This window comes from Citrobacter youngae, assembly GCF_003818115.1.
Lineage (GTDB): Bacteria > Pseudomonadota > Gammaproteobacteria > Enterobacterales > Enterobacteriaceae > Citrobacter > Citrobacter youngae.
This window is the reverse complement of the sequence record NZ_RPOI01000008.1, coordinates 304,356-326,865: the sequence shown is the minus strand read 5'-3', so window position 1 is coordinate 326,865 and position 22,510 is coordinate 304,356. Positions and strand designations below refer to the sequence as shown.

Genomic DNA, 22,510 nt, shown 5'->3' with positions numbered 1-22,510 from the left:
TTTTTTTTGCGTCAAATCAATAACGAAACGGTTCCGCTACTAAATAGTGCAGTTTGTGTAACCTGTGTACCCACAAGGGGTTAGCTAAAAGCTAATTAGTTAGCCCGTGCTGACGTAAAAGTGCTATAAATTTCAGCTTCATTTTTGCCAGGACGACGGACAGACAAACAGCATGACAAAACAAAAAGCAACGTTAATCGGGCTCATCGCCATTGTGCTGTGGAGCACGATGGTGGGGTTGATTCGTGGGGTAAGCGAAGGTCTCGGGCCAGCGGGCGGCGCAGCGATGATCTTCTCGCTAAGCGGCCTGCTGCTGATATTTACCGTCGGATTTCCAAATATTAGAAAAATACCTGTTCGTTATTTAATCGCCGGTAGCGTGCTTTTTGTCAGCTATGAAATTTGCCTGGCGTTGGCATTAGGTTATGCCGCTACCCGACACCAGGCAATAGAAGTAGGAATGGTCAATTATCTCTGGCCAAGTCTGACGATTTTGTTTGCTATATTATTTAATGGTCAAAAAACAAACTGGATGATTATTCCAGGATTAATTCTCGCATTGACCGGAGTCTGCTGGGTTTTAGGTGGCGAGAACGGTCTAAATCCAGGTGAAATTATCAGCAACATTGCCAGTAGCCCGCTGAGTTATTTTCTCGCATTCTTGGGCGCTTTTATCTGGGCAACGTATTGCACTGTCACTAATAAATTTGCGAAAGGGTTTAACGGTATCACCATTTTTGTTTTACTGACGGCGGCAAGTTTGTGGGCCTACTATTTTATGACGCCACAACCAGAAATGGTTTTCAGCACACCGGTGACCATTAAGATGTTCACGGCTGCATTAACACTAGGATTTGCCTATGCGGCCTGGAATATCGGAATTTTACACGGAAATGTCACTGTCATGGCAGTAGGGTCTTATTTCACCCCAGTGCTTTCTTCTGCCCTGGCTGCTGTATTGCTCAGCGCCCCGCTGTCGTTCTCGTTCTGGCAAGGCGCACTGATGGTCTGTGCTGGCTCACTACTGTGCTGGCTGGCAACACGTCGGATATAGAAATCAGGCCGGGTTTCTGGCATAGAGATAGAACCCGGCTACACTCTGGTCAGTTAACGGATAATAATTGTACATTTCGCTTGTGTATTATGTTTTTATTTGTTTAATTAAATGTTAAGTAACTGGTAATTAATCAACAGCCGAAAATATTATATGTTTACCTATAACCCTCCGGTTGTATATATTTTACATAGGTTACTAACGATTAGTAAACCATAACCAGCACAATAGTCCCCGCCGAAAATATATCCCAACAAAAGGTCACATATTAATATTAATATAATCAGCTGTATTATGTAGATCTAGATCACACAAATTCAAATATTCCGCAATATTATGAAACTTATTATTGAACTAATACCACATCGTCATTTAAAAATAGTTCGTCATTGATGAACGGCCTCGTTTAGCAATGGTTTAGGAAACACACCAAGAAAAAATTATAAGGATTATTTAGAATGAAACTTAAATTAGTTGCAGTGGCAGTGACTACCCTGTTGGCAGCGGGTGCGGTAAACGCAGCTGAGATTTATAACAAAGACGGTAACAAACTGGATCTGTACGGTAAAGTTCACGCTCAGCATTACTTCTCTGACGATACCAGCAGCGATGGTGACAAAACTTACGCGCGTCTGGGCTTCAAAGGCGAAACTCAGATCAACGACCAACTGGTTGGTTTCGGCCAGTGGGAATATGAATTCAAAGGCAACCGTTCTGAAGATCAAGGTTCCGAAGCAGACAAAACCCGTCTGGCATTCGCTGGCCTGAAATTCGCTGAATACGGTTCTTTCGACTACGGTCGTAACTACGGCGTAGCCTACGACATCGGCGCATGGACTGACGTCCTGCCGGAATTCGGCGGTGATACCTGGACCCAGACTGACGTCTTCATGACTCAGCGTGCTACCGGCGTTGCAACTTACCGTAACACTGACTTCTTCGGTCTGGTTGAAGGTCTGAACTTTGCTGCTCAGTATCAGGGCAAAAACGACCGTAGCAGCGACGTTGAAGCGAACGGTGACGGTTTCGGTCTGTCTTCTACTTATGAATACGAAGGCTTCGGCATCGGTGCAACCTATGCGAAATCTGACCGTACTGATGACCAGATGCGTAATGGCAACAACGAATTCTACGCTTCCGGTAAAAACGCAGAAGTATGGGCTGCTGGCCTGAAATATGATGCGAACAACATCTACCTGGCAACTACCTACTCTGAAACCCGCAACATGACCACGTTCGGTAAAGTAGACGGTATTGCTAACAAAGCGCAGAACTTTGAAGTTGTTGCTCAGTACCAGTTCGACTTCGGTCTGCGTCCGTCCATCGCTTACCTGAAATCCAAAGGTAAAGATCTGGGTGTTTACGGCGACCAGGATCTGGTTGAATACGTTGATCTGGGTGCGACCTACTACTTCAACAAAAACATGTCTACCTTCGTTGATTACAAAATCAACCTGCTGGACGACAACAAATTCACTTCTGACGCACGTGTTAGCACTGACAACATCGTGGCAGTTGGTCTGAACTACCAGTTCTAATTTTGTTGTAAGTTGAATACAAAGCCAGTCCATCCAGGGCTGGCTTTTTCTCTTGATGTAGACTCGGTCATAAGGAGTATGCCGTGCAGACGTTCACTGGTCGTTGTCTTTGCGGACAGAGTCATTTTACCGTAAACGTCGAAATGCTTGATGTCTATGCCTGCCACTGCACGCTGTGCCAGAAATGGTCCGGTGGTGTCGCCATGTATCTGGAAGCCAGCGGTCATCCACTACTTTCCCCTGATTCAGCAGAACCTTCGCACTTTCCCTCATCAACGCGCGGAGAACGTTTCTTCTGTTCCGGCTGTGGATGCCCCTTGTGGTTTACGCTGACCGATAGCGACCGCTACTTTATTCCGTGGACATTGCTGGAGCTGAATGAGGTGGATCGCCGCCGTCTGATTCTGGCGGCTGAAATCTATACCGAAACACAGCCTGCGTTCTGGCGGTTGACGGGGCAATACGCTCGCCTGAGTGGAAAAGAAGTCGAAGCGATGGATTACCCCTGTCATTTAGCTCACTAGTTATTGATGGTTCACTTTTGCCAGGCTGAACCACATCCCTACCGCTAATACGATAAGCATGCTGCCAGCGCTGCTCAATGCCACGCTGTGCGACCAGGTAAATGCTTCTCTGGCAGCTGCAAGCAACGCGTCGCTAAGAGACGGCGAAAGAGAATGTGCTAATTGCACCGCTTCACCCATTGACGATGAAGCACGTTCCAGATCCTGCGCACTGAGGCCGTCAGGCGGTAGAATCGATGCGGAAAAACTACGGCTTAGCAAGAGACCAAAAATCGCGATCCCAAGACCGGCCCCCAATTCATAGGCCATGGTTTCGATAGCCCCCGCCGCAGCGGCTTTTTCAGCCGGGGCTGCCGCCATAATGGCCGCCGTTGAGGCCAGTAGCGCACTGGCGGCACTGAACCCCAGTAACGCCATTAATATCCAGGCCTGGATCTGCTGAGTGCTGAAATCCGTCATTGCCAGACCGTAGAAACTGACCGCACTCAACGCCATACCTGCCGTTGCCACGCAGCGCAATCCAAGCCGTGAAACCAACATACCGGCAATCGGGCCGCTGAAGCCACTCGCCAGCATGACGGGTAGCATAAACAGTCCCGCCTGATACGGCGTTAAACCGTGAACAAACTGTAATTCCTGGGCCATCAACAGCTCAAATCCCACCAGGGTGATCATCGCAGTCATCGCCATTACCACGCCGCTTAAGATAATGCGATGGGTGAACAACCGCATATCAATCATCGGACGTGAGGCCGCGAGCTGAATACGAACAAATTTCCACAGCAGCACTGCTCCTGTTAACAGCGTCAATACGATAACCCCGGTCGCCATATGCCCTTTTAGCGCCGTTTTAGCACTGTAAACCAGCAGTAAAATCGCCACGATCAACATAATCGCATGGCCAAAATTTAACGACTGATCGCGGCGTCCAGTCTGGCGCGGCACGTAACGTGCGGTCAATGTCATCACCACCAGAACAATGGGCACATTGATTAAGAACACTGAGCCCCAGTAGAAATGCTCCAGCAACATACCACCGACTAAGGGACCAAATGCTGCACCGCCTGAACCGACGGCAGCCCAAACGCCGAGCGCCATATTACGATGACGTTGTTCGGCAAAGGTGGCGCGAATACCTGCCAGCGTCGCCGGAACGATCATCGCCGCACCAATAGCCAACACAGCCCGGGTCGCGATTAGCCAGCCGGCACTGTGAGCAAACGCGGCAGCCAGGGAAGCCAGACCAAATAGCCCGCCCCCCAGTATCAGTAAGCGCTTAAAACCGATGCGATCGCCCAACGCCCCCATCGGTAACACCATACCGGCCATTACCAGAGAATAGATATCAATGATCCACAGCAGCTCGTTACCACTGGCACCCAGCGTCATACTCAGCGTGGGCGCGGCAACGTGCAGCACCGTTGCATCAATCGCAACAGGGATGTAGACCAGCACAATAATCACTAACGTTAACCACTGACGAAACATAAAACTCCCTACAAAACTGAAACTGGACACATGTCCAGCTTTATCGATCCTACGGAAAATTGAACGTATGTCCAACTTTTTGTTAAACTGGCAAAAATGTGAATATAGGGAGGAAGCATGAGCTATATGAATCGGGATGAACGTCGGGAAGTGATCCTGCAGGCGGCAATGCGCGTGGCGCTTGAAGAAGGATTTTCCGCCATGACGGTTAGACGTATTGCCACAGAGGCTCAGGTAGCGACCGGGCAACTGCATCATCATTTTACGTCTGCCGGTGAGCTTAAATCCCAGGCCTTTGTCCGCCTGATTCGCACCCTTCTCGATGCCGAACTGGTCAGTGAAAACGCAACTTACCGTGAACGACTCCATGCCATGTTGGGAAGTGAAGACGGTGGGTTCGAACCCTATATAAAACTGTGGCGTGAAGCACAGGTTCTGGCGGATAAAGATCCGGAAATCAAAAGCGCTTACCTGCTGACCATGCGGATGTGGCACGAAGAAACCGCCGCTATCATCTCTCAGGGACAGAAAGCCGGTGAGTTTTCTTCACGCCCGGATGCTGCTGATGTGGCCTGGCGTTTAATTGCGTTGGTATGCGGTCTGGATGGCATCTATGTATTAGGCATTGAGGAAATGGCCGATCCTGCATTCGAACGCCACCTGGATCGTATGATTACGTTAGAGTTAGTTAATTGATGTTATAGATGAATTAATAATACATCTTTTATATTTACAATTGGTAACACTTAAGCAACGTGTAATTCCCTCATCACGCCGCGTTATTGCGCTTTTTTATCTATTCTTTCAGTCAATATTCCCAAAACTTTTCAATAGTTTCTAAAAGAACTCGCGCGGCGCTGTATGCGTTTATTTCTTTTTCATGAACGGCATGTGCATGGAGAATAATATGTCAGCATCAAATGAGAAAAATAATCGTTATCTTTTAACTGACTGGAAACCCGAAAATCCTGCCTTTTGGGAAAACAAAGGTAAGCACATTGCCCGAAGAAACCTCTGGATATCAGTGAGTTGCTTGCTGCTTGCGTTTTGCGTCTGGATGTTGTTCAGCGCTGTTGCTGTCAATCTGAATAAAATTGGTTTTAATTTTACCACCGATCAACTGTTTTTATTAACGGCATTACCTTCTCTTTCTGGTGCAATATTGCGCGTTCCCTACTCCTTTATGGTACCTATATTTGGTGGACGCCGTTGGACCATTTTTAGCACCATTATTCTGGTCATTCCCTGCCTTTGGCTCGGATTTGCCGTGCAAAATACCGCTACTCCGTTTGGCGTATTTATTATTATTGCGCTGATGTGTGGTTTTGCTGGCGCTAACTTTGCCTCCAGCATGGGTAATATCAGCTTTTTCTTCCCGAAAGCGAAGCAAGGCAGTGCGCTGGGCGTGAATGGCGGGCTCGGTAACCTTGGCGTCAGCGTGATGCAGTTAATCGCGCCGTTAGTCATTTTCCTGCCCCTATTTACCTTTTTAGGTGTACAAGGCGTGCCGCAGCCTGACGGTTCTTTACTGTCACTGGCAAACGCCGCATGGATTTGGGTTCCGCTGCTGCTGCTCTCAACGCTGGCTGCGGGCGTGGGAATGAATGACATCGCCAGTTCGAAGGCCTCAATCGCCTCTCAACTACCGGTCCTCAAACGCTTTCATCTGTGGCTGCTAAGCCTGCTGTATCTCGCCACCTTCGGTTCATTTATCGGTTTCTCGGCCGGCTTTGCCATGCTGGCGAAAACACAATTCCCTGACGTGAATATTCTGCAACTGGCGTTCTTCGGCCCGTTCATCGGCGCGCTTGCGCGTTCGGCTGGCGGCGTGATCTCTGACAAATTCGGCGGCGTGCGCGTCACGTTAATCAACTTCATCTTTATGGCGCTGTTTAGCGCCCTGCTGTTTCTTACCCTTCCCGGCTCCGGAGAAGGAAGTTTTGTTGCCTTCTATCTGGTGTTTATGGGCTTGTTCTTGACCGCAGGACTGGGCAGCGGTTCGACCTTCCAGATGATTGCGGTGATCTTTCGCAAAATCACCATTTACCGGGTGAAGCTGCACGGTGGTACTGAAGAACAGGCCCAGCGTGAGGCGGTAACTGATACCGCAGCCGCACTGGGTTTTATCTCCGCAATTGGCGCTGTCGGGGGCTTCTTTATCCCGAAAGCGTTTGGTTCATCGCTGGCGCTGACCGGGTCTCCGGTAGGCGCCATGAAAATATTCCTTGTGTTCTACATCGTCTGCGTGCTGGTGACCTGGCTGGTATACGGCCGGAAATCACAAAAAAAATAGTCATCTTTTGGCCTGTGCAGGCAACGTTATTCGAAGCAGGAGTTATGTCATGAGTAAACTGTTAGATCGCTTTCGCTACTTTAAACAAAAGGGTGAGACATTTGCCGAGGGGCACGGGCAAGTGATGCACACCAACCGGGACTGGGAAGACAGCTATCGTCAGCGCTGGCAGTTCGACAAAATTGTGCGCTCTACCCACGGCGTGAACTGTACCGGCTCATGCAGCTGGAAAATCTACGTTAAAAACGGACTGGTGACCTGGGAAACACAGCAAACTGACTACCCGCGAACCCGTCCTGACTTGCCAAATCATGAGCCACGCGGCTGCCCGCGTGGTGCCAGCTATTCCTGGTATCTCTACAGTGCTAACCGCCTGAAATACCCGCTGGTGCGTAAACGTCTCATCGAGCTGTGGCGCGACGCCCTGTCCCGCCAGCCCGATCCGGTGCTGGCCTGGGAATCGATCATGAACGACCCGCAAAAATGCCAGAGCTACAAACAGGTGCGCGGGCGCGGCGGGTTTATCCGTTCCAACTGGACAGAGCTTAATCAACTGATTGCCGCCGCCAACGTCTGGACGGTAAAAACCTATGGCCCGGACCGCGTGGCCGGATTCTCGCCCATTCCCGCCATGTCGATGGTTTCCTACGCGGCGGGTACGCGCTATCTCTCACTTCTGGGCGGAACCTGCCTGAGCTTCTATGACTGGTACTGCGATTTACCGCCTGCGTCACCCATGACCTGGGGTGAGCAGACCGACGTTCCGGAGTCAGCCGACTGGTATAACTCCAGCTATATCATCGCCTGGGGGTCTAACGTGCCACAGACCCGTACCCCGGACGCCCACTTCTTTACGGAAGTACGCTACAAAGGCACCAAGACGATTGCCATTACGCCGGATTACTCGGAAGTCGCCAAACTGTGCGACCAGTGGCTGGCTCCGAAACAAGGGACAGACAGCGCGCTGGCAATGGCGATGGGCCACGTCATCCTGAAAGAGTTCCATCTCGACAATCCCAGCGATTATTTCCTCAATTACTGTCGCCGCTATACCGACATGCCAATGCTGGTGCTGCTGGATGCCCGCGAAGATGGCAGCTACGTACCTGGACGCATGATGCGCGCTTCAGACCTGGTTGATGGCCTGGGCGAAAGCAACAATCCGGAGTGGAAAACGGTGGCTTTCAACCGCGCAGGCGAACTGGTTGTCCCGAACGGTTCGATTGGTTTTCGCTGGGGCGAAAAAGGCAAATGGAATCTCGAATCGCTGGCGGCTGGCGCTGAAACAGAGCTTTCCCTCTCGCTGCTTGGTCAGCATGATGACGTGACCGGCGTGGCATTCCCCTATTTCGGCGGCAACGAAAACCCACATTTTCGCAGCGTGAAGCAGGAGCCGGTGCTGATTCGACAATTGCCGGTAAAACGTCTCACCCTCGCAGATGGCAGCGTTTGTCCGGTGGTGAGCGTCTATGATCTGGTGCTGGCGAATTACGGCCTCGACCGTGGTCTGGATGATGTTCATAGCGCACAAGATTACAGCGAAGTAAAAGCCTACACCCCGGCCTGGGGTGAGCAAATTACCGGCGTGCCACGCCGTCATATCGAACAAATCGCCCGTGAGTTTGCCGATACCGCGCACAAAACGCATGGCCGTTCGATGATCATCCTCGGGGCTGGCGTTAACCACTGGTACCACATGGACATGAACTACCGTGGGATGATAAACATCCTCGTGTTCTGTGGTTGTGTGGGGCAAAGCGGCGGCGGCTGGGCACACTATGTGGGTCAGGAGAAACTGCGTCCGCAAACCGGCTGGCTGCCACTGGCCTTTGCGCTGGACTGGAACCGTCCTCCGCGTCAGATGAACAGCACCTCGTTTTTCTACAACCACTCCAGCCAGTGGCGCTATGAAAAACTCACCGCGCAGGAACTTCTCTCTCCGCTGGCCGACGCGTCGAAGTTTAGTGGGCATTTAATTGATTTTAACGTGCGTGCCGAAAGGATGGGCTGGCTGCCGTCCGCGCCGCAGCTAAATCTCAACCCACTGACTGTCAAAGCAAAGGCAGAACAAGCGGGAATGTCTGTGGTGGAATACACCGCGCAAGCGCTGAAATCGGGTGATATTCGTTTTGCCTGCGAGCAGCCGGATAGCGGCAAAAACCATCCACGCAACCTGTTCGTCTGGCGCTCTAACCTGCTCGGCTCCTCCGGTAAAGGGCATGAATACATGCTCAAATATCTGCTGGGTACCGAAAGCGGGATCCAGGGAGAAGCGCTCGGTTCAAGCGACGGTATTAAACCAGAAGAGGTTGAATGGCAGTCGGCGGCGATTGAGGGCAAGCTCGATCTGCTGGTGACGCTCGACTTCCGTATGTCCAGTACGTGTCTGTTCTCCGATATCGTGTTACCTACCGCCACCTGGTATGAAAAAGACGATATGAATACCTCGGATATGCATCCATTTATTCACCCGCTGTCGGCTGCAGTCGATCCTGCCTGGGAGTCAAAAAGCGACTGGGAAATTTATAAAGGCATCGCCAAAGTGTTCTCCGAGGTATGTGTGGGGCACCTTGGGCAAGAGACGGATGTGGTGTTGCAACCACTGCAACACGACTCTCCGGCAGAGCTGGCGCAGCCGTTTGACATTCTGGACTGGCGCAAAGGCGAATGCGATCTCCTGCCGGGTAAAACAGCGCCGAATATTGCCGTTGTGGAGCGCGACTACCCCGCCACCTGGGAACGTTTCACTTCGCTCGGTCCACTCATGGACAAACTCGGCAACGGCGGGAAAGGCATTGCGTGGAATACCCAAGCGGAGGTCGATTTCCTCGGCAAGCTGAACTACACCAAACGCGAAGGTCCGGCAAAAGGCCGACCGCTGATTGATACCGCGCTGGATGCCTCTGAGGTGATCCTCGCCCTGGCGCCGGAAACCAACGGTCAGGTGGCGGTGAAGGCGTGGGAAGCGCTGGGGGCGATGACCGGTCGCGACCATACGCATCTGGCGTTGAACAAAGAAGACGAAAAGATTCGTTTTCGCGATATCCAGGCGCAGCCGCGCAAAATCATCTCCAGTCCGACCTGGTCCGGCCTTGAAAGCGAACATGTCTCCTATAACGCAGGCTATACCAACGTCCACGAGTTGATCCCATGGCGTACCCTGTCCGGTCGCCAGCAGCTGTACCAGGATCACGCGTGGATGCGAGCCTTCGGTGAAAGCCTGGTGGCGTATCGTCCGCCTATCGATACCCGCAGCGTCAGTGAAATGCGCGAAGTTCCGCCTAACGGCTTCCCGGAAAAAGCCCTCAACTTCCTGACGCCGCACCAGAAATGGGGGATCCACTCTACCTACAGTGAAAACCTGCTGATGCTGACGCTGTCGCGTGGCGGGCCCATTGTCTGGATCAGCGAGACCGATGCCAAAGAGCTGGGCATTGAGGATAACGACTGGATTGAAGCCTTCAACGCCAACGGTGCGCTCACCGCGCGTGCAGTGGTGAGTCAACGCGTGCCGCCGGGAATGACCATGATGTATCACGCTCAGGAGCGAATCATGAATATCCCAGGCTCGGAAGTCACCGGGATGCGTGGCGGGATCCATAACTCGGTCACCCGCGTCTGCCCGAAACCCACGCACATGATTGGCGGCTATGCGCAACTGGCATACAGCTTCAACTATTACGGGACGGTCGGCTCTAACCGCGATGAGTTCATCATGATTAGAAAAATGAAAAACATTAACTGGCTGGATGATGAAGGTCGCGATCAGGTACAGGAGGCGAAAAAATGAAAATACGCTCACAGGTAGGCATGGTTCTTAATCTGGATAAGTGCATTGGCTGCCACACCTGCTCCGTCACCTGTAAAAACGTCTGGACCGGGCGTGAAGGGATGGAATATGCGTGGTTTAACAACGTCGAGACTAAACCGGGCATTGGTTATCCAAAAAACTGGGAAGATCAGGAAGAGTGGCAAGGCGGCTGGGTTCGCGATGTCAACGGCAAGATCAGACCGCGCCTCGGCGGCAAGATGGGCGTGATCACCAAAATTTTCGCCAATCCGGTGATCCCGCAAATCGATGATTACTATGAACCGTTTACCTACGATTATCAGCATCTGCATAGCGCGCCGGAGAGCAAGAATCAGCCCACCGCGCGTCCGCGCTCGCTGATTGATGGGAAACGGATGGACAAGATTATCTGGGGCCCCAACTGGGAAGAACTGCTTGGCGGTGAATTCTCAAAACGGGCCCGCGACCGTAACTTTGAGAAGATGCAAAAGGAGATGTACGGTCAGTTTGAAAACACCTTCATGATGTATTTACCGCGCCTGTGCGAACACTGCCTGAACCCAAGCTGTGTCGCCACCTGCCCGAGCGGTGCTATTTATAAGCGTGAAGAAGACGGCATTGTGCTGATCGACCAGGATAAGTGTCGCGGTTGGCGCTTGTGCATCAGTGGCTGTCCGTACAAAAAAATCTACTTTAACTGGAAGAGCGGTAAGTCAGAGAAGTGTATTTTCTGCTACCCGCGTATTGAGTCCGGCCAGCCGACGGTGTGTTCAGAAACCTGCGTTGGGCGTATCCGTTATCTCGGGGTATTGCTGTACGACGCCGACCGTATCGAGGAAGCAGCGAGCACCGAGCATGAAACCGATCTCTACGAGCGTCAGTGCGATGTGTTCCTTAACCCGCACGATCCGGCGGTGATTGAAGAAGCGCTTAAACAGGGTATTCCGCACAACGTCATCGAAGCGGCCCAACGTTCACCGGTTTACAAAATGGCGATGGACTGGAAGCTGGCGCTACCACTGCATCCGGAATACCGCACCCTGCCGATGGTCTGGTACGTGCCGCCGTTGTCACCGATTCAGTCGGTCGCTGACGCGGGTGGTCTGCCGCACAATGGCAACATTCTGCCCGCGGTTGAGTCACTGCGCATTCCGGTTCAGTACCTCGCCAATATGCTTAGCGCGGGCGATACCGGCCCGGTACTGCGCGCCCTGAAACGGATGATGGCGATGCGCCACTATATGCGTTCGCAAACCGTAGAAGGTGTTACGGATACTCGCGCGATTGAGGAAGTGGGTCTGAGCGTTGAACAGGTTGAGGAGATGTACCGCTATCTGGCCATCGCCAACTATGAAGACCGCTTTGTGATCCCAACCAGCCATCGTGAAATGGCGCGTGATGCCTTCCCGGAGAAAAACGGCTGCGGCTTTACCTTCGGCGACGGCTGTCACGGCTCGGACACTAAGTTCAATCTGTTTAACAGTAGCCGCATTGACGCTATCGATATCACCGAAGTACGCGATAAAGCGGAGGGTCAATAATGCAAATCCTCAAGGTTATCGGTCTGCTGATGGAATACCCCGACGAACTGCTATGGGAGTGTAAAGACGACGCGCTGGCGCTTGTGGCCAGCGATGCTCCAATGCTGAGCGATTTTAGCCAGGAACTGCTCAATGCGCCGTTACTGGATAAACAAGCTGAATGGTGCGAAATCTTTGACCGGGGCCGGGCCACCTCTCTGCTGTTGTTTGAACACGTGCACGCCGAGTCCCGCGACCGTGGTCAGGCGATGGTCGATCTGTTGGCGCAGTACGAAAAGGTCGGGCTGCAGCTTAACTGTCGTGAACTGCCGGATCACCTGCCTTTATATCTTGAGTACTTAAGCGTGTTACCGGAAGCGGAGGCCAAAGAAGGACTGCAGAACGTCGCACCGATTCTGGCGTTGCTTGGCGGGCGCTTAAAACAGCGCGATACGCTGTGGTATCAACTGTTTGATGCCCTGTTGCAGCTTGCCGGAAGCCCTCTTTCGAGTGACAGTGTCACTAAGCAGGTTGGCACGGAAACGCGCGACGATACCCGACAGGCGCTGGATGCAGTCTGGGAAGAGGAACAGGTGAAGTTTATTGAGGATAACGCCACCGCCTGTGACAGTTCACCGTTACAAAACTATCAACGACGCTTTAGCCAGGACGTGGCACCTCAGTATGTCGACGTCAGCGCGGGAGGCCCGAAATGATACAGTACCTGAACGTCTTTTTTTACGATATCTATCCGTACCTGTGCGGTACGGTGTTTATCCTCGGCAGTTGGCTACGCTACGACTACGGGCAATACACATGGCGCGCCTCTTCCAGCCAGATGCTGGACAAACGCGGTATGGTGTTGTGGTCAAACCTGTTCCACATCGGCATTCTGGGGATCTTTTTCGGTCACCTGTTTGGCATGTTAACGCCGCACTGGATGTATGCCTGGTTCCTGCCGATTGCGGTAAAGCAGCAGATGGCGATGATTGCCGGCGGACTTTGTGGCGTGCTCACACTGGTGGGTGGCGCTGGCCTGCTGGTGCGCAGGCTGACTAACCCGCGCATTCGCGCAACCTCCTCAACCGCAGATATTCTGATCCTCTGCGTTCTGCTGATTCAATGCATCCTCGGTTTAACCACTATCCCGTTCTCTGCACAGCATCCTGACGGCAGTGAAATGCTAAAACTGGTCGGTTGGGCGCAGTCGGTGGTGACCTTCCAGGGCGGTGCATCTGCGCATCTGGATGGCGTGGCGTGGATTTTCCGTGTGCATCTGGTGCTGGGGATGACCATTTTCCTGCTGTTCCCGTTCACCCGCCTGGTTCACGTGTGGAGTGCGCCGTTTGAGTACTTTACCCGCCGTTATCAGATAGTGCGTTCGCGCCGCTAATTTCCTCTGCTGCCCGGTAGCGCATGCGCTTACCGGGCAGCATCGCTATCCCGCTTTTTGTACGTTATGATGCTTCTCCATTCCAGGAGAACGCTAATGAAACCACAGGTTTATCACGTCGATGCCTTTACCTCAGCACCCTTTCGCGGCAATTCAGCGGGTGTGGTGTTGCATGCTGACGGACTGAGTGACGCCCAGATGCAGCTCATTGCTCGCGAGCTGCGCCATTCGGAAACGGCTTTTCTACTGACCAGTGACGACAGCGATGTTCGCATTCGTTATTTCACGCCGACGGTCGAAGTTCCTATCTGTGGACACGCTACCGTCGCCGCACATTATGTGCGCGCCAACGTGCTGGGCCTGGGCAACAGCACCGTCTGGCAAACCTCGCTCGCCGGTCGTCATCGGGTCGATATTGAATTGAGCGACAATGACTATCGCATCAGTCTTGAACAAGGCGTACCTGGATTCGAAGCTCCGCTGGAAGGTGCTGTACGTGCCGCGATAATCGATGCGCTGCACCTGAGCGAAAACGATATGTTGCCCGGATTACCCATTCAGGTTGCCACCACCGGACACTCTAAAGTGATGATTGCGCTGAAGCCTGAGGTGGACCTCGACGCCCTTTCCCCTGATTTGCCTGCCCTGACCGCTATCAGCCAGCAAATTGGCTGTAACGGGTTCTTCCCTTTTCAAATTCGCAAGGACGAAAACGCCACCGATGGCCGCATGTTCTCGCCAGCTATTGGTATTGTGGAAGATCCGGTCACCGGCAACGCGAATGGTCCAATGGGCGCGTGGCTGGTACACCATAACCTGATGGCTCATGATGGCAAAACGTTGCATGTTCAGGGCCACCAGGGTCGCGCGCTCGGGCGTGACGGTATTGTTGATGTGACAGTGACTATCCGTGATAACCAGCCAGAGAAAGTAACGATTTCCGGCTCTGCTGTGATCCTGTTTCACGCCGAATGGGCGATCGATTTTTAAATCTTCAGGTAGGCCGGATAAGGCGATTACGCCGCATCCGGCATTAATTCTGATGCCCCTATTTTCCCGCCTCCGGATGTGTATCAAACGCCGCCATTACTGTCGCCAGCTCATCCAGGGTAAACCCATGCTTCGCGTCATCCACGCCCAGTCCAAACCGTTCCTGCAACAGCGTATACAGGCTGGCGACGTCAGGCAGATTAATCTGCTCTATCGCGTGACCGTCCTGATAATGGGTAAAGTGGAAATTGGTCAACGTCAGCTTGCCGCCGTCAGGTAAATGACGACACATCAGCAGATGGTGGCGGAAATGCGACTGCGGCCAGTGTGCGGACCAGAAGTTACCCATCAGATAATCGCTGTGATGTTGCACCACCAGATCGAATCGGTACATTGACTGCCAGTGATCATGATGGCGGAACTGCAATATCCAGTCTTCCCCCTCCTGAATCAACCGATAGTCGCCGTGTGGCGTTTGCTGTTCAAGATCAGCCTGCAGACGAATGGGAGCCGTCAGCGTTTGTCCGCCGAAGCCAACGTCAGCGATCCACTGTTCACCCTGTAATTCAACCAGTAACAGGCGATGTGTACGCGGCGGCAGACTTGACGGATTAGCCAATACCACGCGTCCCAGTAAACTGCGTACGGTAAAGCCGATTTCGCGTAGCGCCCGTTCAAATACACCATTTTGTTCAAAGCAATAGCCACCGCGGCGGGCAGTGACCAACTTCTCTTCAAGGGACAGATCGTCAAGCTGCATTTCACGCGGCAGCAGCACATCAAGATTTTCAAAGGGTATGGCACCGTTATGCAGTAAGTGTAGCGCTCTCAACGTTTCAATGTCGGCGTTGGGCGCATCTGACCAGCCAATACGGGCAAAATAAGCGTTTAAAAAAGGCGTCATACGGGATTCCTGTTTGTTGAATGTTGTACTTATAACGCATTTTTAATTTTACGCCGTCGCTTTTGTGCGCTGTTCACCCCGGTGAGGCGACAAAATCGCTAATACCGTTACTATCTATGTTTATTGTGATGTCATTTTTATTCTGCCGAGGAGTCGCTATGAGTCATTTTCGTCCGGTTGAATTACAACACGCCAGCCGACTGCTTAATCACGGCCCCACCATTTTGATAACCAGTCGTGACGCGAATACAGAACGGCGTAATGTGATGGCAGCCGCGTGGTCAATGCCCGTGGAATTTGATCCGCCGAGGGTGGCCATTGTTGTCGACAAGACCGCCTGGTCACGCGAACTGATCGAGCGTAGCGGGCAATTTGGTATTGTTATTCCAGGGGTTGCCGCGACCAACTGGACCTATGCCGTGGGGAGTGTTTCCGGTCGAATAGAAGATAAGTTCAACTGCTACGGTATTCCGGTGGTCAACGGCCCGGTATTGGGATTACCGCTAATAGAAGCCAAGTGTCTCGCCTGGATGGAATGCCGCCTGCTTCCTGCCACAGCGGTTCAGGACAAATATGATACCTTGTTTGGCGAAGTGGTTTCTGCCGCTGCCGATGAGCGGGTATTTGTGCAAGGACGCTGGCAGTTTGATGATGGCAAACTCAATACCTTGCACCACCTTGGCGCCGGAACGTTTGTCACCAGCGGGAAACGTATAACAGCGGCTGAATAAATATCCTCCGGCATAGCCGGAGGTTTTTCTGATGTGCCTATAAGGCTCTGATACCAGCAGCGCCCTAACAGGCGCATACGATCTGACATTTGCATCAGACTTCTCTACTTACGGTCCGTAAACGGGGTCAGTTTGGATATCGAAAATTATTGTACGTTAAGGCTATTTTTTATACTCTTTGAATTTATATCCTACAGGGGCGGCAACGAAACGGGAAGGAAATAGCTAAATAGCTACACATGACTGTACTTTACTTTTTTTACATCCTTTCAGGATAAGGGATTCAGTAGCAGGGCGATGCTCTGTTGAACATTAACGATAATTTTTGATTATTCATATAATATATCACTATTATGAATAATAGTGCAGGGAATAAATTACAAAATATATAAAGGAGTAATTATGATACCATCTTCATTAATTAAATTTACACAAAACAATCACCTTGATAATTTAAATCACCAAAAGAGCGATGTAACTCCTTTTTCAGATTGCCCTAGCAATCATCTTATCGATTGTTCTCCAGAACAAGCTGCAAATTTTGTATCTCAGTATGTGTCATCTCATATATTATGGAGCTCTGTTATTGAGAAAATGGACGAAAAAATGGCAGTATCACAAGTTATCGATATCGATAATAGCATAAAAAATGCTCGTGGTAATATAACAGGCTATGACAGTGAAGATTTCACGCTTGATAAGCTATACGAAATTACTAATAACTCAGTCCTTTGTAAAGCTGGCAACTGTGGGGAGCTTTGTGCTGTCGGGGCTCGTGCTTTAATGGATTTTGGTTATAAAGGAAAAGTGGAAGTCATTGCAATTATCGGGAATACGACTGGCGGTGCTAAGGCAGATCATGCATTCATGCTCATTCATGGTTCAGATGGAAAGGATTCTTGGGTGGCAGATCCAATGACAGCACTGATGAATCCTGAGCAACGTGGGAATTTCTTAGGCGATAAAGACATAGCTAGCTCAGCAAAACAAATAGAATCTTTTAAGATTATCCATCTCTACCTTGACAAAGGTGGTATTATAACGTGCCCTAAATTAAATATTGTGGTGGAAGAACCCGGTATAAAAATCTTTAGTTGTTACGCGCTTGAAAAAAGTAACGGGGTAATTAATCTGACTCGTGTATACAAAGAAGAATAACTTCAATGTAAATCCGGCGTTCTTCTTGGAATATTAGTCAAAAAGAACGCTGAGGCTATATAGATATTGTTTATATGAATCAATTGTTTTTGTCATTGGATTACTGTAGCTAAGCCGGGTGGAGTAACTGGTCTCTGGTTTTTATAGAGTTGTGCCAGCATTAATACGGGCGCAATAATCGCCCGTTCTCGTTCACATGCTGTAGCCGGGTTTTTTAATCAATGTGTCCATCTGCGGTGCGATTTCCGCATTCCACACGCCCTGCCACGCCTCGGGCTCAATTTCATTCAGCGCCACGCTGACCGAGCTGTCTTTGCTTTGCAAATGACGAATAATGACCTCGGTAATATCCGCCGCCAGCGCGGTTTTTTGTTCGTTGGTAAGGGCGCGAGGAAAGCATTTGATATCGACGTGCGGCATAGCAGATTCCTTATTGTTTTGGGATGCAGGTAACTTATGCGGACTCTCGTTCAACCAGGTGAAATCCGACATCAATAATATCGTCTTCACGTGGAATTTGTTCGATACGATCGGCAAGCAGCGAGGCAGCGCGTTGTCCAATGGCCCGTCGGTCGACGCTGATTGTGGTGATAGCAGGCCGGTTACTGGCGGCAAAATCAAGATCGCCAAAACCGATTACCGCTAGCTCCTGCGGCACGCGTAAACCACGGCTTTCGGCTTCCATAATCGCCCCCTGGGCTAAGGTATCTGAGCTACAGACAATGACATCGAACGCACCTTCAGCCAATAGCTGAGCTAATCCACTGCGCCCCAATGCCAGAGAGGCCGGAAGCGGGACATCTATCTGTGCGTCAGCCGCAATACCATGACGACTCAGCGCATCGCACAGCCCTTGTTTACGCTGGCCTGCCCGGCGATCGGCTGTCCATAGCAAACCAGGACGGCGATAACCTTTTTTCAGCAAGTAGTCTGCTACCGCCTGACCGACTTTTTCGTGCGAAAACCCGACCAGCATATCAATGGGGGTTGGCGTTAAATCCCAGATCTCCACAACCGGAATGGCCGCATTAAGAATCACCTTTTTCATCCCGGCGGTATGATGGATACCGGTGAGCACGACGCCATCCGGGCGGCGAGAAAGCAGCGTCGCCACCAGCTCAGCCTCTGTTTGCGGCGTGTAACCTGATACGCAGAGCAAGATGTGGTATCCGCGTTCGGCCAGTTCATCGCTTAATGACTGAATGGTATCGACAAACATATTGTTGTTAATTTGCGGAACAACCACGGCGATAAGCTTGCTGCGACGCGACGCCAGCCCCCCGGCCAGCGCGTTGGGAATGTAGCCAGTGGCGCGTACCGCCAGCATCACTTTTTCCACCGTTTTCGGGCGCACCAACTGCGGAGTATTTAGCGCCCTGCTCACCGTCATGGGTGACAATCCCGCGGTACGGGCCACATCTTCCAGCGTGGGTGCTCGCGGAGGTCTGGCGTTTTTCACTGTCGATGCCCTTGTCAAAAATCGCTGATTTATCCTGGCATTATTCATCATGATTTCGGCTATTGCTAGCATGGCTCTGTGATAACACTGGGAAAACAGCAGCTTAGATAGTCATCCCTGAGCAAAATGATAGCGATATCATAAAGATTTGTGCATTTCCCCATAAAGTATTGGAATGTGATGCTGCATACAAGTTATCGCCCTTTTATCTTCGTATTTGTGAGCAATTGTTCAAATCGCAATCAATTCGCTGGTGCAGTGATTGCGCTAACATTAAAAATGATAGCGCAATCATTTATTAATCACCAGGAGAGAATAAGATGTCTTTAAGTGCTAATTCCGATGCCGTAACCTATGCCAAATCGGCCAATGCAAAAACCGCGGCAGAAACCGGCGACCGTATCGAATGGGTTAAGCTATCCCTCGCTTTCCTTCCCCTGGCAACACCGGTAAGCGATGCCAAAGTGCTGACTGGTCGTCAGAAACCACTAACCGAAGTCGCCATAATCATCGCCGAGATCCGCAGTCGCGACGGGTTTGAAGGCGTGGGATTTAGTTACTCCAAGCGTGCTGGCGGTCAGGGGATCTACGCGCATGCCAAAGAAATTGCCGATAATCTGTTAGGCGAAGATCCAAACGACATCGACAAGATCTACACCAAGCTGCTGTGGGCTGGCGCTTCCGTCGGGCGCAGCGGCATGGCGGTTCAGGCCATCTCCCCTATCGATATCGCTTTATGGGATATGAAGGCCAAGCGTGCAGGATTGCCGCTGGCAAAACTGCTTGGCGCGCATCGTGACTCCGTACAATGCTACAACACCTCCGGCGGATTCCTGCATACGCCGCTGGATCAGGTGCTTAAAAATGTGGTTATTTCCCGTGAAAACGGTATTGGCGGCATCAAACTCAAGGTCGGTCAACCAAACTGCGCCGAAGATATTCGCCGCTTAACCGCGGTGCGTGAAGCGCTGGGTGATGATTTCCCGCTGATGGTCGATGCCAATCAGCAGTGGGACCGGGAAACCGCCATCCGTATGGGACGTAAAATGGAGCAGTTCAATCTGATCTGGATTGAAGAGCCGCTGGATGCCTACGATGTTGAAGGTCACGCCCAACTGGCTGCCGCGCTGGATACCCCGATTGCTACCGGTGAGATGTTGACCAGCTTCCGCGAACATGAACAGCTGATCCTCGGCAATGCCAGCGATTTTGTCCAACCCGATGCGCCGCGTGTGGGCGGGATTTCACCGTTCCTTAAAATTATGGATCTGGCGGCAAAACACGGACGAAAACTGGCACCCCACTTCGCCATGGAAGTTCACCTGCATTTGTCCGCCGCTTATCCGCTTGAGCCATGGCTGGAACATTTCGAATGGCTGAATCCGCTATTTAATGAACAGCTTGAGCTGCGCGATGGGCGGATGTGGATATCTGACCGTCACGGTCTGGGGTTCAGCATCAGCGAACAAGCGCGCCGCTGGACACAATTAACCTGCGAGTTTGGTAAACGTCCTTAATTTATTTGGCGGGTAAGTAATACCCGCCCTCTTCCCTACAGAAACGCTCTCAACCTTATGAAAGGAGTGGGTGATGAACACAATAATAAAGCGCACAAAAGTGCGTTACGGCATTTTGATATTTCTGTTTCTTGCTACCGTATTTAATTACGCCGATCGTGCGACGTTATCCGTGGTGGCTCCAATAATGAGCAAAGAATTAGGTTTTGATCCTGAAGCAATGGGGCTGGCCTTTTCTGCTTTCGGTATTTCTTATGTCATTATGCAACTGCCCGGCGGCTGGCTACTGGATCGCTATGGTTCTCGTCTGGTATACGGATGCGCCCTGATTGGCTGGTCGCTGGTGACCATGTTCCAGGGCACCATTTATCTGTACGCCAGTCCGCTTGTCGTATTGATTATCTTACGATTACTGATGGGTGCCATTGAAGCTCCGGCCTTTCCGGCCAACAGCCGATTAAGCGTGCAGTGGTTTCCGAATAACGAGCGAGGCTTTGTCACCTCAGTTTATCAGGCCGCGCAATATATCTCGTTAGGGATTATTACGCCGCTCATGACGATTATTTTGCATAATCTGAGCTGGCACTTTGTTTTTTATTACATTGGGGCTATTGGCGTTATTCTTGGCATCTTCTGGCTGGTCAAAGTCAGGGATCCCATGCATCATCCGAAGGTAAACCAACAGGAAATTGACTATATCCGGGAAGGCGGTGGCGAACCGTCGCTGGGCAATAAAAAAGAGCCGCAGAAAATAACCTTTACACAAATTAAGAGCGTCTGCGTCAATCGCATGATGATTGGCGTTTATATCGGACAGTTCTGCGTGACATCCATTACCTGGTTCTTCCTGACCTGGTTCCCTACTTATCTGTATCAGGCTAAAGGAATGTCGATCCTCAAAGTGGGATTTGTCGCCAGTATCCCTGCCATTGCCGGTTTTATCGGTGGATTATTAGGCGGCGTGTTCTCCGACTGGCTACTAAAACGCGGCTACAGCTTGACGATTGCCCGTAAGCTGCCGGTGATCTGTGGAATGCTACTTTCCTGCGTCATCGTTATCGCGAATTACACCTCGTCAGAGTTTGTGGTTATCGCCGCGATGAGCCTGGCGTTTTTCGCCAAAGGCTTTGGCAATCTGGGATGGTGCGTTCTCAGCGATACCTCGCCAAAAGAAGTGCTTGGCATTGCAGGCGGCGTATTCAATATGTGCGGCAATATGGCAAGTATCATTACGCCGCTGGTGATCGGTGTGATTCTGGCAAATACCCAGTCATTTGATTACGCCATTCTGTACGTCGGTTCGATGGGGCTGATTGGCCTGATTTCTTATCTGTTTATCGTGGGTCCGTTGGATCGTATTACGCTGACGCCTTCTGCTGCGTAATTTAAACTTATGGCGATGATAGTTCGCCCGCTGTTCCGGGAATTGCACTCCTGCGGAACAGCGTTTTTTTATTCAAATAATCTTATTGTTTTTCAGGACAGTACGCAGCCGCGGGATTTGACAAACCGCGTCCGCGATGGCGCTAATATTAGGCGTATTATCCTGGAACCAGTCATGTCCAGGCCCCCAGGTGCGCATAACGGCAATATAAACGTCCAGCAACGTGAGCTGATCGCCAAACGCGTACGGTTCGGCGCTTAGCTGGTCGTTCAGCCACATATAAAGCGATTTACGGTACTCAATACAGTTCTTTTTCAACTGCGCCGGAGCATCTGGCGTCCAGCGTTCAGGATAATCAGCATAGGTAAACGTGGGATAGACATTTGCCACCAGCCATATCAGCAGGCGCTGAAATTGTTGACGTTCCACATGTCCGACAGGCGGGGCCAGATCGGGCCTGCGATCAAGAATCATCAGCGCAATAGCCGCCGTTTCAGTCATAATGTCGCCATTTTCCATCCTGAGCGTTGGAATCTGGCACAGCGGATTCATTTTTTTAAGTAACTCCCGCGAAGGGCCGTCACTGTCAAAGCCGTCCACATTAATAAACGTGTAAGGGATCTCCGCCAGTGTGAGCATCACTTCACTGATGGCCGATCCCTAGCCCGGTACCCCATAGACTTTCATCATGCTGCAACCCTCAATGTTAAAACCCTAAGTGTAGAGCAGCATTCGGCAACCTATGCAGACATGATTATTACTTTCAT

General features: G+C 51.2%; 19 protein-coding genes. 14 read left to right on the top strand and 5 right to left on the bottom strand.

Annotation, left to right across the window (positions count from 1 at the left end; all coding sequences use genetic code 11):
• The first annotated feature begins 172 nt into the window (after positions 1–172).
• From yddG to EHN13_RS08485, 3 genes are all read left to right on the top strand, one after another.
• Positions 173–1,054, top strand: coding sequence for an aromatic amino acid efflux DMT transporter YddG (gene yddG, locus EHN13_RS08500; RefSeq protein ID WP_124021209.1), 882 nt, complete (start codon positions 173–175; stop codon positions 1,052–1,054).
• A 458-nt stretch (positions 1,055–1,512) separates the two neighbouring features.
• On the top strand, positions 1,513–2,592 hold the full coding sequence (gene ompD / locus EHN13_RS08490; protein WP_048211642.1) for a porin OmpD: 1,080 nt from the start codon (positions 1,513–1,515) through the stop codon (positions 2,590–2,592).
• Positions 2,593–2,735: 143 nt separating this feature from the next.
• The gene (locus EHN13_RS08485; RefSeq protein WP_086523677.1) at positions 2,736–3,116 is read left to right on the top strand and encodes a GFA family protein; all 381 of its coding nucleotides are present in this window, start codon (positions 2,736–2,738) and stop codon (positions 3,114–3,116) included.
• On the opposite strand, the gene EHN13_RS08480 is transcribed toward EHN13_RS08485, so the two are convergent.
• Positions 3,117–4,604 (bottom strand): MFS transporter, encoded by a 1,488-nt coding sequence (locus tag EHN13_RS08480; RefSeq protein WP_124021208.1) that lies wholly within the window; start codon positions 4,602–4,604, stop codon positions 3,117–3,119.
• A gap of 117 nt (positions 4,605–4,721) precedes the next feature.
• On the opposite strand from EHN13_RS08480, the gene EHN13_RS08475 reads away from it, so the two are divergent.
• The 7 genes from EHN13_RS08475 (at position 4,722) to EHN13_RS08445 (ending at position 14,590) form a co-directional block, all read left to right on the top strand.
• Entirely contained in the window at positions 4,722–5,300 is a 579-nt protein-coding gene (locus EHN13_RS08475; RefSeq protein WP_124021207.1) for a TetR family transcriptional regulator, read from the top strand.
• Between the two features lie 211 nt (positions 5,301–5,511).
• The gene (locus tag EHN13_RS08470; RefSeq protein ID WP_115643395.1) at positions 5,512–6,897 is read left to right on the top strand and encodes a NarK family nitrate/nitrite MFS transporter; all 1,386 of its coding nucleotides are present in this window, start codon (positions 5,512–5,514) and stop codon (positions 6,895–6,897) included.
• A 49-nt stretch (positions 6,898–6,946) separates the two neighbouring features.
• Positions 6,947–10,687 carry a nitrate reductase subunit alpha gene (locus tag EHN13_RS08465; RefSeq protein WP_124021206.1) on the top strand — a complete coding sequence of 1,247 codons (3,741 nt, stop codon included), beginning with the start codon at positions 6,947–6,949 and terminating at the stop codon, positions 10,685–10,687.
• Entirely contained in the window at positions 10,684–12,228 is a 1,545-nt protein-coding gene (narH, locus tag EHN13_RS08460) for a nitrate reductase subunit beta (RefSeq protein ID WP_061067913.1), read from the top strand. Before EHN13_RS08465 ends, narH begins: the two co-directional genes overlap by 4 nt.
• Entirely contained in the window at positions 12,228–12,923 is a 696-nt protein-coding gene (gene narW / locus EHN13_RS08455) for a nitrate reductase molybdenum cofactor assembly chaperone (protein ID WP_124021205.1), read from the top strand. The genes narH and narW overlap by 1 nt, the downstream gene beginning before the upstream one ends.
• Complete coding sequence (gene narI, locus EHN13_RS08450; RefSeq protein WP_003020109.1) at positions 12,920–13,600, top strand: respiratory nitrate reductase subunit gamma; 681 nt, start codon at positions 12,920–12,922, stop codon at positions 13,598–13,600. The genes narW and narI overlap by 4 nt, the downstream gene beginning before the upstream one ends.
• 96 nt (positions 13,601–13,696) lie before the next feature.
• Positions 13,697–14,590, top strand: coding sequence for a PhzF family isomerase (locus EHN13_RS08445; protein ID WP_124021204.1), 894 nt, complete (start codon positions 13,697–13,699; stop codon positions 14,588–14,590).
• Between the two features lie 58 nt (positions 14,591–14,648).
• Here EHN13_RS08445 and nhoA read toward each other — a convergent pair whose 3' ends face one another.
• Complete coding sequence (gene nhoA, locus EHN13_RS08440; protein WP_115643391.1) at positions 14,649–15,494, bottom strand: N-hydroxyarylamine O-acetyltransferase; 846 nt, start codon at positions 15,492–15,494, stop codon at positions 14,649–14,651.
• 158 nt (positions 15,495–15,652) lie between these two features.
• Between nhoA and EHN13_RS08435 the strand changes: the two genes are divergently transcribed.
• Positions 15,653–16,225, top strand: coding sequence for a flavin reductase family protein (locus tag EHN13_RS08435; RefSeq protein ID WP_101742177.1), 573 nt, complete (start codon positions 15,653–15,655; stop codon positions 16,223–16,225).
• Between the two features lie 402 nt (positions 16,226–16,627).
• On the top strand, positions 16,628–17,383 hold the full coding sequence (locus EHN13_RS08425; RefSeq protein ID WP_124021203.1) for a hypothetical protein: 756 nt from the start codon (positions 16,628–16,630) through the stop codon (positions 17,381–17,383).
• A 192-nt stretch (positions 17,384–17,575) separates the two neighbouring features.
• On the opposite strand, the gene pptA is transcribed toward EHN13_RS08425, so the two are convergent.
• Positions 17,576–17,803 carry a tautomerase PptA gene (pptA, locus tag EHN13_RS08420; protein WP_061067919.1) on the bottom strand — a complete coding sequence of 76 codons (228 nt, stop codon included), beginning with the start codon at positions 17,801–17,803 and terminating at the stop codon, positions 17,576–17,578.
• Between the two features lie 34 nt (positions 17,804–17,837).
• Positions 17,838–18,890 carry a LacI family DNA-binding transcriptional regulator gene (locus tag EHN13_RS08415; protein ID WP_370551972.1) on the bottom strand — a complete coding sequence of 351 codons (1,053 nt, stop codon included), beginning with the start codon at positions 18,888–18,890 and terminating at the stop codon, positions 17,838–17,840.
• A 272-nt stretch (positions 18,891–19,162) separates the two neighbouring features.
• Here EHN13_RS08415 and EHN13_RS08410 point away from each other — a divergent pair, with 272 nt between their 5' ends.
• Both EHN13_RS08410 and EHN13_RS08405 read left to right on the top strand, forming a co-directional pair.
• Complete coding sequence (locus EHN13_RS08410; RefSeq protein WP_048211630.1) at positions 19,163–20,359, top strand: L-talarate/galactarate dehydratase; 1,197 nt, start codon at positions 19,163–19,165, stop codon at positions 20,357–20,359.
• A 73-nt stretch (positions 20,360–20,432) separates the two neighbouring features.
• Positions 20,433–21,743, top strand: coding sequence for an MFS transporter (locus EHN13_RS08405; protein WP_101742173.1), 1,311 nt, complete (start codon positions 20,433–20,435; stop codon positions 21,741–21,743).
• A gap of 72 nt (positions 21,744–21,815) precedes the next feature.
• Here the strand turns inward: EHN13_RS08405 and EHN13_RS08400 are convergent, their stop codons facing one another.
• Positions 21,816–22,382 carry a glutathione S-transferase family protein gene (locus tag EHN13_RS08400; RefSeq protein ID WP_232034706.1) on the bottom strand — a complete coding sequence of 189 codons (567 nt, stop codon included), beginning with the start codon at positions 22,380–22,382 and terminating at the stop codon, positions 21,816–21,818.
• Between the last annotated feature and the right edge of the window lie 128 nt (positions 22,383–22,510).